The sequence below is a fragment of the Alkalihalophilus sp. As8PL genome, assembly GCF_040939795.1.
GTDB classification, from domain to species: domain Bacteria; phylum Bacillota; class Bacilli; order Bacillales; family Bacillaceae_D; genus Alkalihalophilus; species Alkalihalophilus lindianensis.
On the sequence record NZ_CP162551.1, the window covers coordinates 2,387,856 to 2,403,413 of the forward strand.

The 15,558-nt window shown below is 41.9% G+C and carries 15 protein-coding genes; 14 read left to right on the forward strand and 1 reads right to left on the reverse strand.

Features of this window, described 5'->3' with window-relative positions; all coding sequences use genetic code 11:
- Positions 1 to 6: 6 nt before the first annotated feature.
- Entirely contained in the window at positions 7 to 1,377 is a 1,371-nt protein-coding gene (locus tag AB3N04_RS13540) for a TRAP transporter large permease subunit (RefSeq protein ID WP_368503270.1), read from the reverse strand.
- A gap of 227 nt (positions 1,378 to 1,604) precedes the next feature.
- Between AB3N04_RS13540 and AB3N04_RS13545 the strand changes: the two genes are divergently transcribed.
- From AB3N04_RS13545 to AB3N04_RS13610, 14 genes are all read left to right on the forward strand, one after another.
- Positions 1,605 to 2,348, forward strand: coding sequence for a GntR family transcriptional regulator (locus AB3N04_RS13545; protein WP_368503271.1), 744 nt, complete (start codon positions 1,605 to 1,607; stop codon positions 2,346 to 2,348).
- Between the two features lie 147 nt (positions 2,349 to 2,495).
- Positions 2,496 to 3,875, forward strand: a complete 1,380-nt coding sequence (locus tag AB3N04_RS13550) for an acyclic terpene utilization AtuA family protein (protein ID WP_368503272.1) — start codon at positions 2,496 to 2,498, stop codon at positions 3,873 to 3,875.
- A gap of 20 nt (positions 3,876 to 3,895) precedes the next feature.
- Positions 3,896 to 4,219 carry a DUF4387 domain-containing protein gene (locus AB3N04_RS13555; RefSeq protein WP_368503273.1) on the forward strand — a complete coding sequence of 108 codons (324 nt, stop codon included), beginning with the start codon at positions 3,896 to 3,898 and terminating at the stop codon, positions 4,217 to 4,219.
- A gap of 86 nt (positions 4,220 to 4,305) precedes the next feature.
- Positions 4,306 to 5,541, forward strand: coding sequence for an L-2-hydroxyglutarate oxidase (gene lhgO, locus AB3N04_RS13560; protein WP_368503274.1), 1,236 nt, complete (start codon positions 4,306 to 4,308; stop codon positions 5,539 to 5,541).
- Positions 5,534 to 5,866 carry a DUF3870 domain-containing protein gene (locus tag AB3N04_RS13565; protein ID WP_368503275.1) on the forward strand — a complete coding sequence of 111 codons (333 nt, stop codon included), beginning with the start codon at positions 5,534 to 5,536 and terminating at the stop codon, positions 5,864 to 5,866. The genes lhgO and AB3N04_RS13565 overlap by 8 nt, the downstream gene beginning before the upstream one ends.
- Positions 5,867 to 6,157: 291 nt before the next feature.
- Complete coding sequence (glaH, locus tag AB3N04_RS13570) at positions 6,158 to 7,096, forward strand: glutarate dioxygenase GlaH (RefSeq protein ID WP_368503276.1); 939 nt, start codon at positions 6,158 to 6,160, stop codon at positions 7,094 to 7,096.
- A gap of 157 nt (positions 7,097 to 7,253) precedes the next feature.
- Positions 7,254 to 7,454 carry a YjfB family protein gene (locus AB3N04_RS13575; protein WP_368503277.1) on the forward strand — a complete coding sequence of 67 codons (201 nt, stop codon included), beginning with the start codon at positions 7,254 to 7,256 and terminating at the stop codon, positions 7,452 to 7,454.
- A gap of 43 nt (positions 7,455 to 7,497) precedes the next feature.
- Positions 7,498 to 7,740 (forward strand): hypothetical protein, encoded by a 243-nt coding sequence (locus AB3N04_RS13580; protein WP_368503278.1) that lies wholly within the window; start codon positions 7,498 to 7,500, stop codon positions 7,738 to 7,740.
- A gap of 73 nt (positions 7,741 to 7,813) precedes the next feature.
- A complete protein-coding gene (fliD, locus tag AB3N04_RS13585) occupies positions 7,814 to 9,664 on the forward strand; it encodes a flagellar filament capping protein FliD (protein WP_368503279.1) in 1,851 nt (616 codons plus the stop codon).
- 214 nt (positions 9,665 to 9,878) lie between these two features.
- Positions 9,879 to 11,378: a uroporphyrinogen-III C-methyltransferase gene (gene cobA, locus AB3N04_RS13590; protein WP_368503280.1), complete on the forward strand. Its 1,500-nt coding sequence runs from the start codon at positions 9,879 to 9,881 to the stop codon at positions 11,376 to 11,378.
- 39 nt (positions 11,379 to 11,417) lie between these two features.
- The gene (locus tag AB3N04_RS13595; RefSeq protein WP_368503281.1) at positions 11,418 to 12,260 is read left to right on the forward strand and encodes a formate/nitrite transporter family protein; all 843 of its coding nucleotides are present in this window, start codon (positions 11,418 to 11,420) and stop codon (positions 12,258 to 12,260) included.
- 32 nt (positions 12,261 to 12,292) lie between these two features.
- Entirely contained in the window at positions 12,293 to 14,716 is a 2,424-nt protein-coding gene (nirB, locus tag AB3N04_RS13600; protein ID WP_368503282.1) for a nitrite reductase large subunit NirB, read from the forward strand.
- 11 nt (positions 14,717 to 14,727) lie between these two features.
- A complete protein-coding gene (gene nirD, locus AB3N04_RS13605; protein ID WP_368503283.1) occupies positions 14,728 to 15,054 on the forward strand; it encodes a nitrite reductase small subunit NirD in 327 nt (108 codons plus the stop codon).
- 127 nt (positions 15,055 to 15,181) lie between these two features.
- Positions 15,182 to 15,535 (forward strand): flagellar protein FlaG, encoded by a 354-nt coding sequence (locus tag AB3N04_RS13610; protein ID WP_368503284.1) that lies wholly within the window; start codon positions 15,182 to 15,184, stop codon positions 15,533 to 15,535.
- The last annotated feature ends 23 nt before the right edge of the window (positions 15,536 to 15,558 follow it).

The window sequence follows — 15,558 nt, forward strand, 5'->3', positions numbered from 1 at the left end:
CCTTCCTTATAACCCGAGTATTGGCAAGAGTCCAGCTAATAAAATCATACTAAGTAAGACGTGGAGAATGACCCACAAAATCGCGAGTTTGGCCGTTTCTTTAAAGGAGGAACGTGCGATCCCCATTGCGACAAATAGTCCTAATGCAAGAGGAGGCGTCATACCCTCAAGTGCTCCGGTCATTGCTGGTAGCAAGGCTGCTAATAGGATAGGGTCTCCCCCTAAAGATCCGAATACCGTAATCATTGCTCCACCAAGTATAGCGACTTGTGCTGAGCCAGGTAGAACCATTCCAAGAAGCATGAAAAATAAAGGGAGAATGATGATAAGTGTTAATGTACTAAACTCAAATGCAACAAACCAATTTCTAACAGCTTCTTCCATTTGCATACCAACAAAAATTTGTGAAGTGGCATAAGCCATATAAATCGTGACACCGATTGGAACTACTTTTGATAGAGATGAACTAAACATATTTAATAAATTAGTAAGACTAATCTTCTTATGTGGTAATGCTTTGCGTCCGATTGTTAAAGCGTATGCACCTGCAAGTCCCGGTGTAAACATTAAAACGGAAGCTGAGAAGGCACCCGCTCCGTCTTCACCAATACGGTTGATGATGAGATCTTTAAATTGAGCATCCATAAATAACGGTGCAAATATTAAAGCTGGTAAAATTAAAGCTGGCCAGCCTTTTTTAAGGCTAAATTTAAATGTAGGTAGTTCCTCTTTAGGTACAGGCTTCACTTTATATAAGCGACAAAGCACCCATAGTGTCAGCCAACGTTGAAGGAAAAACCAAAGACCAATTCCATAAGCAACTACCATCCAATTACTTAGGGAAATGCTGTCTGGATAGACATTCTGCAAAATCCCGTAAGTTAAAATTACGATTCCAGAAGGGGGAATAATGTTACCTAACATACTTGCTGACATCTCTGTACTTGCAGCTAATGCAGGTGGATAATTAGAACGTTTCATCATGGGAATGGTAAAGACCCCAGTTGTTGCAACGTTCCCCGGGCCAGTACCAGATAATGATGCCATGAAAGTACTTCCTAATAAAGATACATATCCGGCCCCCCCTCTGAATCGTCCTACAATTGATAGCATTAACTGAATAATACTATTCACCACTTTTGTAGCATCAAAAATGATTGCTACTACCATAAAAGCAAAGATGGCATAAAAGAGTGAGCTAGTGGATGGGAAGAGAAGTGATTCCCAAAATAGCCCATATGATCCAGAGAGTATGACGATGAACACAAAAGACAAGGTCATCACTTCGTACATAGGGCGTCTGAAACCGACAAACATAACAGCAACAAAAATGAGCAAAGCGACTAAATACAAGATTGGCACTGGAATTCCTAACACCTAGCAAGCACCTCCATTTTTTAATTGTTACTACCAATTTTAAGTGGTTATAACAAAGTAAACTAAGTATAACAAAGTTTTTTGAATAATCAAATATATTTTTAAATAAATTTAAGCGCTTACAATATCTCTACATATAGAATGCTTGTTTTAAATAAATTAAGCAAGAGACTTTCTTAAAAAACTATGAGTGGATATAATAGGTATTAATAAGTGGAGGTGAGCACGTGTTAGATCGTAAACATTCTAAGCCGCTTTATGAGCAGCTGAAAAATGATATCCAACGTAAAATTAAAGCCGGAGAGTTAAAACCGGGAGACCAACTCCCTTCAGAACGCGAGTTAGTCGATCTATACCAAATTAGCAGGATAACAGTACGTCAAGCTATTAATCTAGCAGAAAAAGAAGGGTTGGTAACGAGGGCACACGGTGTTGGGACCTTTATAGCGAAGCCTAAGATTAAGCAAGAATTAACTTCTTTTAACGATTTTCAATCAACTCTTCAGCAACAAGGGTTGATTGCATCAACGAAACTACACGGCGTCGAAACGATTTCTAGTGATTTTCAACTATCAAGACTTTTAGATATTAACGTTATGGAGAAAGTGATTAACTTAGAATTAGTTGGCTATGGTGATGAGCGCCCTGTTGTTTACTATAATAGTTATTTTTCTTATTCAGTGGGAGAGACAATGAAAAAGGTCGCTGAAGAAGCGTTGCAGTTGAAAAAGCCATTTTCGACCCTTGATTTATATGATCAAGAATCGAACGGTCTAAAGCCAACCCATGTGGAGCAAACGTTTGAAGCTCAAGCTGCCCACGAGAGTCTTGCAACTATTTTAGAGGTTGAAAAGGGTTTTCCTCTGTTTCGTGTTACCTCCATTGTTTATCAAGATAAAACTCCATTGGAATATAAAGAAACCTATTACCGAGGAGATAAATATAAATTTTTTATTACTCGACCTATGTAACTGGTATACCCAGTAAAGGTCGGGTTTTTTCTTTTTGAAAATGGTTACGAAAAGAAAAATCAGAATTGACAAAAAATATTCATCGATCTATACTAAGGTCATAACAGGTTATAACCAGTTATTACAATCATAGAGGAGGACCACAAAATGAAAAAAGAGTTAAGAATTCTTTGTCCGAATGGTCACTTAGGTTTTGCGCCAACAAAAGAAGAAAGTTTCCATATTGGAGCAGCAACGAAACCAGATTACTATTGTTGTGACTCTGGTAGTGATGATATTGGAGCTTCAGCACTTGGAGGAAATCGCTCTGTTAGTATGTATAAATGGCAAAAACATGATCTAGAGTTAATGTTGTTAGCAGCAAGAGAGCAAGGAGTACCAATGTTGGTTGGTTCTGCAGGTGATACTGGTGCTAATAGTAGAGTAGATATGTACGTGCAAATAATAAAGGATTTAGCGGAGGAACATAACCTGCCACCTTTTAAGATCGCCTATTTTTATTCAGAAGTAGACAAAGCTTATTTATCTGACAAACTGGCAAGTGAAGTGGTAGTAGAAGGTCTTGATGGACGTGGACCTTTACAAAAAGAGGATATTGAACAAACAGAACGAATTGTTGCTGTTGCGGGCATTCATCCTTTTGTTAAAGCGTTGGATTTAGGAGCCGATGTGGTCATTGGGGGACGCTCGAGTGACTGTGCAATCTTTGCAGCCCCAGCCATCCGTGAAGGTTTTCCAGAGTCTCATGCGTATTATATTGGGAAAGTGCTCGAGTGTGCTTCTTTCTGTGCAGAGCCTTATGGAGCAAAAGAAAGTATTATTGGTACGATTACACAGGAAGACGTGAAAGTGAAGGCGATGCATCCAGATCAAAGCTGTACCATTGCCTCAGTAGCTGGTCATGCCATGTATGAACGCTCTACTCCTTATTATGAATATTTTGCTGGTGGTATGCTTGATATGACTGATTGTCACTATGAACAGTATGATGAGAAGACATGTCGCATTACCGGACAAAAATATGTTCCTATTGAAGGTGACATGAAAGTGAAGCTCGAAGGTGCATCTAAAGTAGGCGAAAAGTATATCGGAATCGCCGGAGTGCGTGATCCATATACCATCCAACATATAGATCAAGTATTAACTTTTGCAAAAGAGCAAGTAGAAAAAGAATTCGAAGGCGAAGCATACCACCTCAACTTCCGCACGTTTGGAAAAGATGGAGTGATGGGTGAGTTAGAGCCTGTTAAAGAAATTAAATCTCATGAACTAGGAATTGTTGTTGAGGGTGTTGCTGATTCAAAGGAAACAGCTGAAGCAATAACGCTCTATGCAACCAGACAAATTTTCTATGCTCGACTTCCAGAAGTGAAAGGCACAGCCGGAACCGCAGCATACTTAATTGATGATGTGATTTATGCAGGGCCGACTTATAGCTGGTCGATGAACCATGTCATTCCAGTTAAAGATCCACTTGAGTTGTTTGATGTACATGTTGAGGAAGTTGGATCATTAATTAATAGTTAAATTGAGAAGGAGTGAATCAAATGGGGAAACTACTTTTACAAGACTTGGCGAAAACGATTCGATCGAAAAATGCAGGTACGGATAAAATTACCTTTGATATTATTTTTAAAGAAAAAGAGAAGTATGATTTCGTTTGTAACAGTGGTGCTATTACAAAAAAGAGTATGGCAGAGCTCTATCGCATTCCTGAAGAGCGTATTACAGACTTTGTGCAATATGACCCTGCAAATGCAATTAAATTCACGATCATGAGAACGCGTCCAAGTGGCGATCCAGGGGATGGGGATATCTTCGGATCGCAGCAATACCCACCTCTATTAACACTTGAAATTCCAAACGCATAGCCTTATTTACTTAAGCCATCGATTTTTTATGTCGATGGCTTATAATAAAATACAAGTAGAAAAGCGGTAGAAGAGGGGGAGCGTATGTGTATGATTTTGCGATTGTTGGAGGAGGAATTGTAGGGTTATCTACAGGCATGGCCTTGTATTCACGATTTCCTCACGCGAAAGTAGTTATCATAGAAAAAGAAGCAGCAGTAGCTGAGCATCAGACTGGTCACAACAGTGGAGTCATTCATTCAGGTATCTATTATACGCCAGGAAGTTTTAAAGCCCGCTTTGCTCGTCAAGGAAGTCAATCGATGAAAGAATTTTGTCAAACGTACGACATTGAACATGATATTTGTGGGAAGGTCATTGTCGCGACGAATAAAGAAGAGTTACCGTTGCTCGATAACCTGTATAAGCGTGGGCTAGATAATAACTTAGCGATCCAAAAGATTGGCAAGGGTGAGTTGAATGAAATCGAGCCGCATGTAAATGGTCTTGCTGCTATCCGAGTTCCGCAAGCTGGTATTGTGAATTATCGTCAGGTCAGTGAAAAGTTTGCTGAAATTATACAAGAGCATGGCGGTGAAATAAAATTAAGTACTAAAGTTGAGGCCATTCATGAACATGTTGATGGGGTGACATTAGAGACCAATCAAGGAGAAATAAAGTCATGTATGGTTATTAATTGTGCGGGTCTCCACAGTGATCGTGTCGCTGTGGCTGCAGGATATAAAACAGACATGAAAATCGTACCGTTTAGGGGCGAGTACTTTAAATTGGTCCCTGAAAAACGCCATCTCGTTAAACACCTAATTTATCCTGTACCAAACCCGAAGTTTCCTTTTTTAGGAGTTCACTTTACCCGAATGATAGGTGGGGAAGTGGATGCAGGACCGAATGCAGTGCTTAGTTTCAAACGGGAAGGTTATAAAAAGACCGACTTTAATATGAAGGATTTCACAGAGGTACTACAATATAAAGGTTTCTGGAAATTAGCTAGTAAGTTCATGAAAGAGGGAATGGAAGAGTACGTACGATCTTTTAGCAAAAAGCAATTCACGAAAAGTCTTCAACAATTAATACCAGAGATAAAGGAAGACGACTTAATTCCAGCACCGGCAGGAGTACGAGCACAAGCTTTGAAATCAGATGGAAATATGGTAGATGATTTTCATATCATCATTGGAAAACAAACCATTCACGTTTGTAATGCCCCTTCACCTGCTGCGACAGCATCGATTGAAATAGGAAAAGAAATTGTGAGGCGGATCCCTCGGCAAATGTCATTAAAAGAAGTTGCGGCAACTGAAAGGGGAATCACTCATGTATAATGGGAAGACGATGTTTATTGCGGGTCATGCGCGTTTGCCACAAGGAATGGCAGCGAAAAGTGTTTTTGAAACATTAACAATTACGGCAGAAGTCGATACGACATACGGTGTCATTTTAGAAGCGTCGTGTACACTAGCTACTGAACATGGGCGTGAATTTATTGGTAATCTTTTAAAAGGCATTAGTTTGCAAGACGGAGTAGAAGAGGCTATTGAGTCCATAAAGAAATATTATCGGGGTAAGGCGACAAATGCACTGATCGCTGCACTGAAGGATCTCGATCTTCACTTCCAACAGATGAAGCAAGAAGAAAAAATAAATTAATTATTAGTAATATATTGAAAATTTATTCTTCTTGAGTTATAATTGATTTAAGCCATTACTAAAAGAGGTTCACCTTTTGGGAAATACCATCCTAGAACTCGTGAACAATTTTATAAATGGTAACCGGAAACATAAAAACTAAACTGTTTATTCGCTGTGACCCTATTCTCCTAGGGCAGTGAAGTGGATAAAAGCCAGTTGCAAACATGCGTCTTCCTTTTCTTTTAGGAAGCTTGTTGCGGCTGGCTTTTTATGTTTCCTGTTACTACCCACTATTAGGAGGAATGAAAAATGAGTATTGTTGAGAAAAAGAAAGCTAAATTTGAAAAGGTTACAGAAGGATATAAGGTGCTCTCCCACCCGCAGACAGATCGATTGTATCACATCCAACTTTCAAAAAATGCGATTGAAAAATTCTTAGAAAAGGTTAATCAAACGAACCAATCTGTTCAGCATTTAGAATACACTCCTTATGCTCGCCTTATTGTGGCTTCGTATTTACTAGATGAAGTAGGAGAAGAGTTTGGTGAGTTATTACGAAATATTGTGCATGACCGAGAGTCTGGAGGATTCACGCTTGGTTTAGAGGGTGTCAGCGAAAATACAGATGAATTTGTTATTTTCTCCACAGCGATTGCTTATTTACTTGGAACATCTAACCACGATTCCATGTCAGGTAAATATTACGCTCGTTTTAGCGTGAAAGATACAGACGGTAGTGACTCGTATCTTCGCCAAGCATATCGATTATTTACTCTTCATACCGATGGGACTTTTGTCGATGAGCCAACAGATTGGTTGTTAATGATGAAGATGGTTGAGCAAAATGCTCGTGGCGGAGAATCACGCTTATTACACTTAGATGATTGGAAAGAATTAAACGCGTTTGCTAACCACCCATTAGCTAATAATAAGTTTACGTACAAAGCGCCAAAAAGTAAAAATGTAGGCCAAGAAATTGACCGCCAAACCTTCTTTAACCATAACAACAAACCAGGAATTTGCTTCATTGATCAGTTTGTCTATCCTGAAACTATTGAAGAAGCTAAATATTTGAGAGACCTTTCTGAGTCAATGGAACAGGATGAAAGCTTAATAGAACTTGAGCTTCCAGTTGGTGACTTAGTTGTCCTCAATAATATTTTCTGGCTACATGGCAGGGCGGCTTTTGAAAAAGATCCAAATTTAAACCGTGAACTTCTTCGTCAACGAGGAAGATTTAATCAATAAGATGGTGTGGGCTGCTTCGGCAGCCTTTTTTATTTTTAAAAGTAGAATATTTAATTGATATCTAAGGCTAAATATAATTAGTACATAACCGATATAATACTAGATTAATGAAGGGTGCATCGCGTGTTAGATAGATATATTTAGAAGGAGGGATAGCTTGGATATCGCACTTCTTTCAATGGCCATGAACCAAGGGCAGATTCAGCAGCAGGCGTCGATGGCTGTGATGAAAAAAGCGATGGGGAATGCCGAGCAGCAAGGTGAGGCTCTTCAAAAATTGATGAGTTCAGCGGATGCTACAGCGATTCAACATGCTGCTCAACCTCATCTAGGTGGCAGCATTGATGTGAAATGGTAAGAGTAACCTCGGGGGTTGCTCTTTTTTTGAAGGGGGAAGAGCTGTGGAAAAGGAGATACAAGAGCAAATAGATTTTCTCAAACAGCAATTAGAACAAGGGAAGCAGCGAGCTCGTTTGTTAGAGGAGATCGAAGAGAAATTGATCGAGATGAGGGTCATCGCTGAGGAAATTCTACAATCAGAGCTTTCTTCTTTTGAAAAAGAAGCGATGAATGAGCGTTTTCAATTGTTGCAAGTAGAAGTTGTGGAGCTTCAAAAGCACCTCACGCCGCAAATGGTCCATTAAAGATACTTAACAAGTGCACGTACATAACCGATATAACAAGTAATAAGGTGCAGGGTTAGGGAGTGAAGTATAGATGAGAATGGGTGGTTTAGCCTCGGGTATGGATACCGAGCAAATCGTGCGGGATCTAATGCGGGCAGAGCGTATGCCGGTTGATAATATGGTCAAGCAGCGTCAAGTGGTCGAGTGGCAGATGGATGCTTACCGGGAAGTGAATGTGAAGTTCAACCAATTTCGTACTAAAATGGTCGATCAATTTATTTTAACGAGTCAAAACTTGAGTGCAAAACAAGTGACGAGTTCGAATAGTAGCTTAGTATCAGCTACGGCGAGTTCAAGTGCTGGGAATGTGTCGCTTCGTTTAACCGAGGTCAATAAGCTTGCGCGTGCCGAGTCCAATTATAGTACGGGTGCGATTTCGGGTGAGTCCAAAATTCAAACGAACCAGGCATTAAAAAATCAACCGTTTAATGGACTAACAGATGAGGACTGGAAATCCGGCGTGGCGAAAACGCAAATCGTACGTGTGAGTTCTGCTACAAACACGGTTTCCTTCGCCGCTGGTGTTGATAGCCTTAAAGCCGCTGAAGATACTGTCGTCAAAGTAAATGGAAAAGAGTACAAAACCGTGACGGCAGAGGATCTCCAAATAGAGGGCGGTGGCACGAGAGCATTAGCTGCCAATGAAGTGCTTGTTGAGCAAGGTGGTAATGGTGGGAAGCTGACGTTTGCAGATGGCGTCACGGTTCCAAGTGGGGCGCAAGTTTCTGTTACCTACATCCAAGAGGGTGGAGAAAATGATGTGTACACGACCTCTTCGATTACGACGTTTGATCGTGATGGAAAGGAAATCAAAGACACCTTTGTGATTAAAGGGACAGATACGCTCAGCCAAGTGTTCCAACAGATTAACCGATCGAAAGTTGGGGTGAGTGCCTTTTATGACTCGCATGGAGATCAGGTGTCGATGACGAGGAAAGAAACAGGGATTAACAATAAAGAAGAAGCCGGTGCTGAAATGAAGTTTGAAGGTGCTTTCTTTACGAAGGCACTCAAGCTTGATGAAGCAAGTGATAACCGTCAAGTGGCTCAAAATGCCGAGTTTACAATCAATGGAATGAAGACCGAACGTCAAACGAATACGTTCACGATTGATGGTGTGACGATTACGTTAAAAGGGACAACAACTGGCGCAGAGCAAGTTTCGCTTAATGTTAGTACCGATACGGATAAAGTGTTCGATACGATCAAAGGGTTTGTGGATCAGTACAATGAGTTGCTCGACTTTGTGAATGGAAAGTTGAAAGAGGAACGTTATCGTGATTATAAGCCATTGACCGATGAAGAGCGTGAAGCGATTTCTGAGAAGGAAGCGGAGCGTTGGGATGAGCGTGCGCAAAGCGGAATGTTGCGTAATGATCAAATGATCCAAAGTGTGATGGATCGTATGCGTTCTGATATTTACGGAATGGTTTCAAATAATCTTGGTTCTGATTACAATCAATTATCGGCGATTGGAATTACGACCTCGCGTGACTTTAACGAGCGCGGTAAGCTTGAAATTAATGAGGATCGATTACGCCAAGCGATTGAAGCAGATCCTGCAGGTGTGGCGGCGATTTTTAATTCCAATGGAGATACTGCGAGTGAAAAAGGGATCATTCGTCGGATGCGTGAAACATTAACGAGTGGCATTGATAATATTTCAACGCGTGCCGGAGGAATGGGTGGTAAAGTTGCAAACCATCAGTTTACGTTAGGTCGACAAATTGAATCAATTAATGACCGTATTTCAAACTTTGAACGTCGTCTTCAGCAAGTCGAAGATCGTTACTGGCGTCAATTTACAGCGATGGAAAAAGCGATGCACCAAGCGAATTCTCAAGCTGAATCGTTATTTGCTCAATTATATGGTGGTCAATAAACGAAGAGCTCTGTCTTATGACGGGGCTTTTTTGCTGTAGAAAATATGGTATCCCTAGTGGGTATAAATGGATAGCCTCTAAACCTTGCTATAAAAGGGCTAGACATTTTTAGGAGGAAAACAGCTGGTAATTTCCATGTTAGATCTCCTGACATTTATGACCAATCCGACACAAAGATCATTTATAGTAAAAGCCATAAGAGAGGTGAGCGACTTGAAAAAAGGAATCGTTTATTTTGTTGGAGCAGGCCCGGGTGATGCGGAGTTAATCACTGTCAAGGGAAAAAGGGCTTTACGAGAAGCGGATGTGGTCGTTTATGATCGCTTGGTGAATCCTTTCTTGCTAACGGAAGCCAAAGATGATGCGAAACTGGTCTATTGTGGAAAGCAACCATGCAAGCATACATTACGCCAGGAAGACATCCAGAAGGAGCTACTCATTCACGCCAAAAAAGGCAAAACGGTAGTGCGCTTAAAAGGTGGTGACCCCGGAGTCTTCGGTCGAGTAGGGGAAGAGGCCGAACTGTTAGCCGAGCATCAGATCTCCTACGAAATTGTACCAGGTATTACAGCGGGGATTGCTGCAACGATGTATGCCGGAGTTCCGATTACACATCGTGAGCACTCAAGATCATTTGCTGTTGTGACAGGACATACGAAAACGAGTGATGGGAAGCCGGATGTGAATTGGCAGTCACTAGCCGAAAGTGTCGATACCGTCGTCTTTTATATGGGTGTTAAGCATATTCGAACGATAGCGAATGAATTAGTGAAGCACGGAAAAGATCCACAAACAGGTGTGATGGTGACACAGTGGGGAACGTACAGTAAGCAACACACAATTGAAGGTACATTGGCTACGATTGCTAATCTTGCAGAAGGGAACGTCCAAAATCCATCAATTATCGTTGTCGGCGATGTCGTCAAGCTACGACCGAAGTTGAAATGGTTTGAAGGTAAGCTGCTTCAAGGAAAAGGAATCTTATTTCCGACCACAACGGATGCGGAGAAAGACCTGGCGAAAGAACTAAGAACGAAGGGGGCAGATGTCTACTCACACCCTAAAATAACTGAATTTTCAACTAATAAAGAGCGTGAGATGGCTCGGAAATTAGAAGCAGTGGGGGTGTACGAAGAGATCCTTTTTCTTTCCCCTCAAGCAGTCCAAACCTTCTTGAAAGTCGTGGGAGCCAATCGCTTTGATCTTCGCGCCGTACGAGCAACCTTTTACGCAGATAATTGGGAAACGCAACAGGCGTTAGAAGCCTCCGGTCATATCGTCGAGAGGTATGGCGAGGAGCAGAAATGGAAGAGGACACTCGTCATAGGTGGGGAAGCTGAGATTGAAAGTCTATCCTTTTCTAAACGGGGATTGGCTGATGTTTGGCTCTCTTCTGAACAAATGGTCACTCAAAAAGAGCAAGCATCCCTAGCTCGTTTAATAGAAGAGAAGCATGTGGACACATTGTTTGTTGCGAGTCGTTTGGAAGCTAGGAAACTAGTTACGTTTCTTCGCTTAAGTGGAATGAATCAGGCCAAGTTGCTGAGCCAACTGCATATCATTTGCCAAGGAAGAGAAGCGAGTCACCTCCTGGGAGCGAACCAGATTGAGGCGGATGTTGTATTAGCGGAAACTAGCACAATTGATGATGTGTTGGATGTGTTGGATGCGTTGGTTGAACCTGTTGCGTTGGCAGAAGCCGTTAACTATTAACCTACTAAGTCCACATAGGGTTAAGAAAGGATTTAGATTATGTTTAAAGATACATTGGATGCATTGAATGGAATGGCTCTTTCAAAAAAGAAACAGCTGGATGTGAGTCGTTTTCGTTATTTGATTTCTGCCTCATTGGCTGGTGCTTATGTTGGGCTTGGAATTGTGTTGATTATGTCTGTAGGAGCGCCATTAGCTGAAATGTCGATGCCGGTGACCTCCCTTATGATGGGGTTATCCTTTGGTGTCGCTCTTACACTCGTAATTTTTGCTGGTGCGGAGTTGTTTACTGGAAATAATATGGTCTACACCGTCAGTACCTTATCTGGTTTGACAACGTGGCGTGATACGCTAACGAATTGGTTTTGGTGTTATCTTGGAAATTTCATAGGGGCTGCTGGACTTTGTCTCTTAATCTTGGCATCTGGCATTTTCTCTGGAATCGGAATGGATCATCTTTTGATGACTTCTGCTGCAGATAAGATGAGTTTAAGTACGAGTGAACTGTTCTTTCGCGGCATTTTATGTAATTGGTTAGTCTGTTTAGCGATTTGGACGGCATTAAGGACAAAAAATGATGCAGCAAAATTGATTTTGATCTTTTGGATGCTGTTTGCCTTTATTGCTTCAGGCTATGAGCACAGCATTGCGAATATGACGCTGTTGGGACTGGCACTTGTTCATCCGCACCCTGAGACAATAACGGTAGCTGGTTTCTTCCATAATTTGATCCCGGTCACGCTAGGTAACATTGTCGGAGGAGCTTTATTTGTAGGATGTCTGTATTGGTTGATTAATCCGCAAAAGGCTAACGAGAAAGCGGCTAGTAAAGTAGAGGAACAAGAAATCGTTGTGAATGAGAAAGTAGCTTCTATTAAATAAAGAGATTATCTATTAAAAAGGAGAGATTTCACTTGCGAGAGAAACTAGTGCTAATTGGGAATGGTATGGCAGGAGTTCGAACATTAGAGGAGATTTTGAAGAAAGACCCTGAACGCTTCAGTATGACAGTATTTGGAGAAGAGCCACATCCGAACTACAACCGGATTATGCTATCTTCGGTTCTACAAGGGGATTCTACTGTCGATGACATCGTTTTAAATTCATATGAATGGTACGAAGAACATGATATTACGTTGCATACTGGAGACCCGATTATTAAAGTCGATACGAAAAAGCAAGTCGTCTACAGTCAAAGCGGATTAGCCTGTAACTATGATAAATTAATTTTTGCGACTGGATCGAATCCATTTATGTTGCCATTGCCTGGTGCTGACAAGGAAGGCGTCATTGCATTTCGTAATATAAAGGATTGCGAGACGATGATTGAAACATCTAAGAATTATAAGAAGGCAGTCGTCATCGGTGGTGGTCTTCTGGGACTTGAAGCAGCACGTGGCCTCCTCAATTTAAACATGCATGTTGATGTGATTCATATTAGTGACTTTTTAATGGAGAGGCAGCTTGATGAACCAGCTGGGAAAATGCTGCAAGAAGAACTAGAGGCTCAAGGAATGACCTTTCACCTGAAGAAAAATACGGAAAAAATTCTTGGTGAGAAGCGAGTGGAAGAGGTTCGTTTTACAGACGGAACGAGCATTGATACCGATCTTGTCGTCATGGCGGTCGGGATTAAACCGAATATTGAGCTTGGAAAGAAGAGTGGCTTGAAAACGGAACGAGCAATTGTCGTCAATGACTACATGGAGACAAGTGCTGAGAATGTGTATGCAGTAGGCGAATGTGCAGAGCATAGAGGGATCGCCTACGGATTGGTTGCTCCTCTTTATGAACAAGGGAAAGTGTTGGCGGCCCATATTTGCTCAACGGAAAAAACGAGCGAACCTGGCTATCAGGGCTCAATTGTGTATACACAGCTAAAGGTGTCGGGTGTGGATGTGTTCTCAGCAGGCATGTTTCAAGATAATGAGAAAACAAAAGCGATTCGCGTTCATGATGAATTTGAAGGCCTGTATAAAAAAGTGGTCGTTCAAGATAACAAAGTCGTCGGTGCGGTTCTGTTTGGCGATACGGGAGACTCTCCTCGCTTACTGAATATGATGAGAAGCGGGGAAGACATTTCTCAAATGAGTAAGGTGGCGATCTTACCTTCTGAAAGTGGATCAGAATCCAAAGTGAGTCCAGTCGTGGCGATGGCTGATGGGGAAACGATTTGTGGCTGTAATGGGGTCTCAAAAGGAGAGATCTGTTCGGCGATTTCAGACCAAGGATTAACCACAGTGGACCAAGTAAAGTTATGTACGAATGCGGGAAGATCGTGCGGGGGCTGTAAACCACTTGTTGCAGATCTCCTAGCTCTCACAACAGGTGAAGAAGTGGATAACGCAAAAGAGGCGATGTGTGGTTGCACGGAGTATACGCATGAGGAAGTCGTGGCTGAGATTCGCGAGCTTGGCTTGTCGCATCCACGTGAAGTAATGAATGTGCTCGGCTGGGAGTCAGACGAAGGTTGTTCGAAGTGTCGGCCGGCGATTAATTACTATTTACAAATGGTTGATCCGATTAAAAATGCCGATGATCCGTCTTCTCGTTTTGTCAACGAGCGCGTTCATGCCAACATCAATCACAATGGAACGTTTTCAGTTGTACCTCGAATGTATGGTGGAGTCACCAACGCCGAGCAGCTTCGTAAAATTGCCGATGTCGCGGATAAATACAGCATCCCTCTTTTGAAGGTGACTGGTGGACAACGGATCGATATGTTTGGTGTCGAAAAAGAGGATCTTCCTAAGGTATGGGATGATTTAGGGATGAGGTCAGGTTCAGCCTATGCGAAAGCACTTCGTACCGTCAAAACCTGCGTCGGCGAGCAGTTCTGTCGCTTCGGTACACAGGATTCGATCGGGCTAGGAATTGAGCTTGAGAAGAAATTTGAATACATCAACACCCCTCACAAAGTGAAAATGGCCGTCTCGGCTTGTCCACGAAATTGTGCAGAGTCAGGCATTAAGGACTTCGGTATTGTAGGTGTGGAAGGAGCATGGGAGTTGTACGTAGGTGGAAATGGTGGTGTCGACCTTCGTGGTGGTGACTTGTTCTGTAAAGTGAAAACGAAGGAAGAAATCATTGATACGATCAGCGCCTTTCTTCAATATTACCGCGAGCATGCGAGGTACTTAGAGCGGACGTCTCATTTCGTCGAGCGAGTTGGTCTCGATCATATGAAGGAAGTTGTGCTTGAAGATACGGAAGGTCGCAGGGAGTTAATTGAACGATTAGAAGTCGCCCTAGCAACAGGGAAGGACCCTTGGAAAGAAATTATTGAGAACAAAGATAAGCAAAAAGAGTACGAGAAAAAACAAGTGACATTGGTCTAAGGAGGGGTAAAATGAGTACAGTAAATAGCGTAAATAAGGTGCTAGTAGCAAAAAGCAATGATTTATCAATCGGGATCGGAAGACGAGTGCAAGTAGACGGAATGGAAATCGCCCTTTTTAAACAAGAGGATCAGAGCATCCACGCGGTCGAAAATAAATGCCCTCATAAAGGCGGTCCTCTATCCGAAGGCATTGTCAGTGGCGAACATGTCTTTTGCCCGCTTCATGACCGCAAAATCAATGTGCGTGATGGACTTGTTCAAGCCCCAGACCATGGCTGTGTGAAAAGGTATGACGTCGAAATAGAGGGTGAGAATGTCTTTATTTTTATCGACTAAAGGGATTGTGAAAGGAAGCTGCCTTACATGAGCAGCTTCTTTTTTCGTGCGAAGGGGCATTCTTACTTAAGTAGTGTGACAATAAAACCGATAATAAAGAAAAAAGCGTCTGCCGCGGAGGTGCCGTATGGAAATTCAAAGTTCAGCTACATCACAACTTCCAGATTGGTCGAAAAAAACGACATTCGAAAAAAAACCGAGTGATCTCATCCAAAAGGGGATTGAGAACGTACGAGAAGAGCGAAAGCAGTATCACTCTAAGGAGTTACTTGATGACCAGGTAGAGAGCATGAATGAGCTGTTAAAGTCGAGCTTAACCTCAGTGAAGTTCAACGTTCATGAGGACTTGGACCGTCTTTATGTGCAAGTGGTCGATCTTGAAACCGAAGAAGTCGTAAAGGAAATCCCACCTGAACAGTTTCTAGATATGGTAGCCTCGATGCTCAAGCATGCCGGATTAATTGTCGATGAGCGAATTTAATTCTTAACTCTGCCAACATCTAG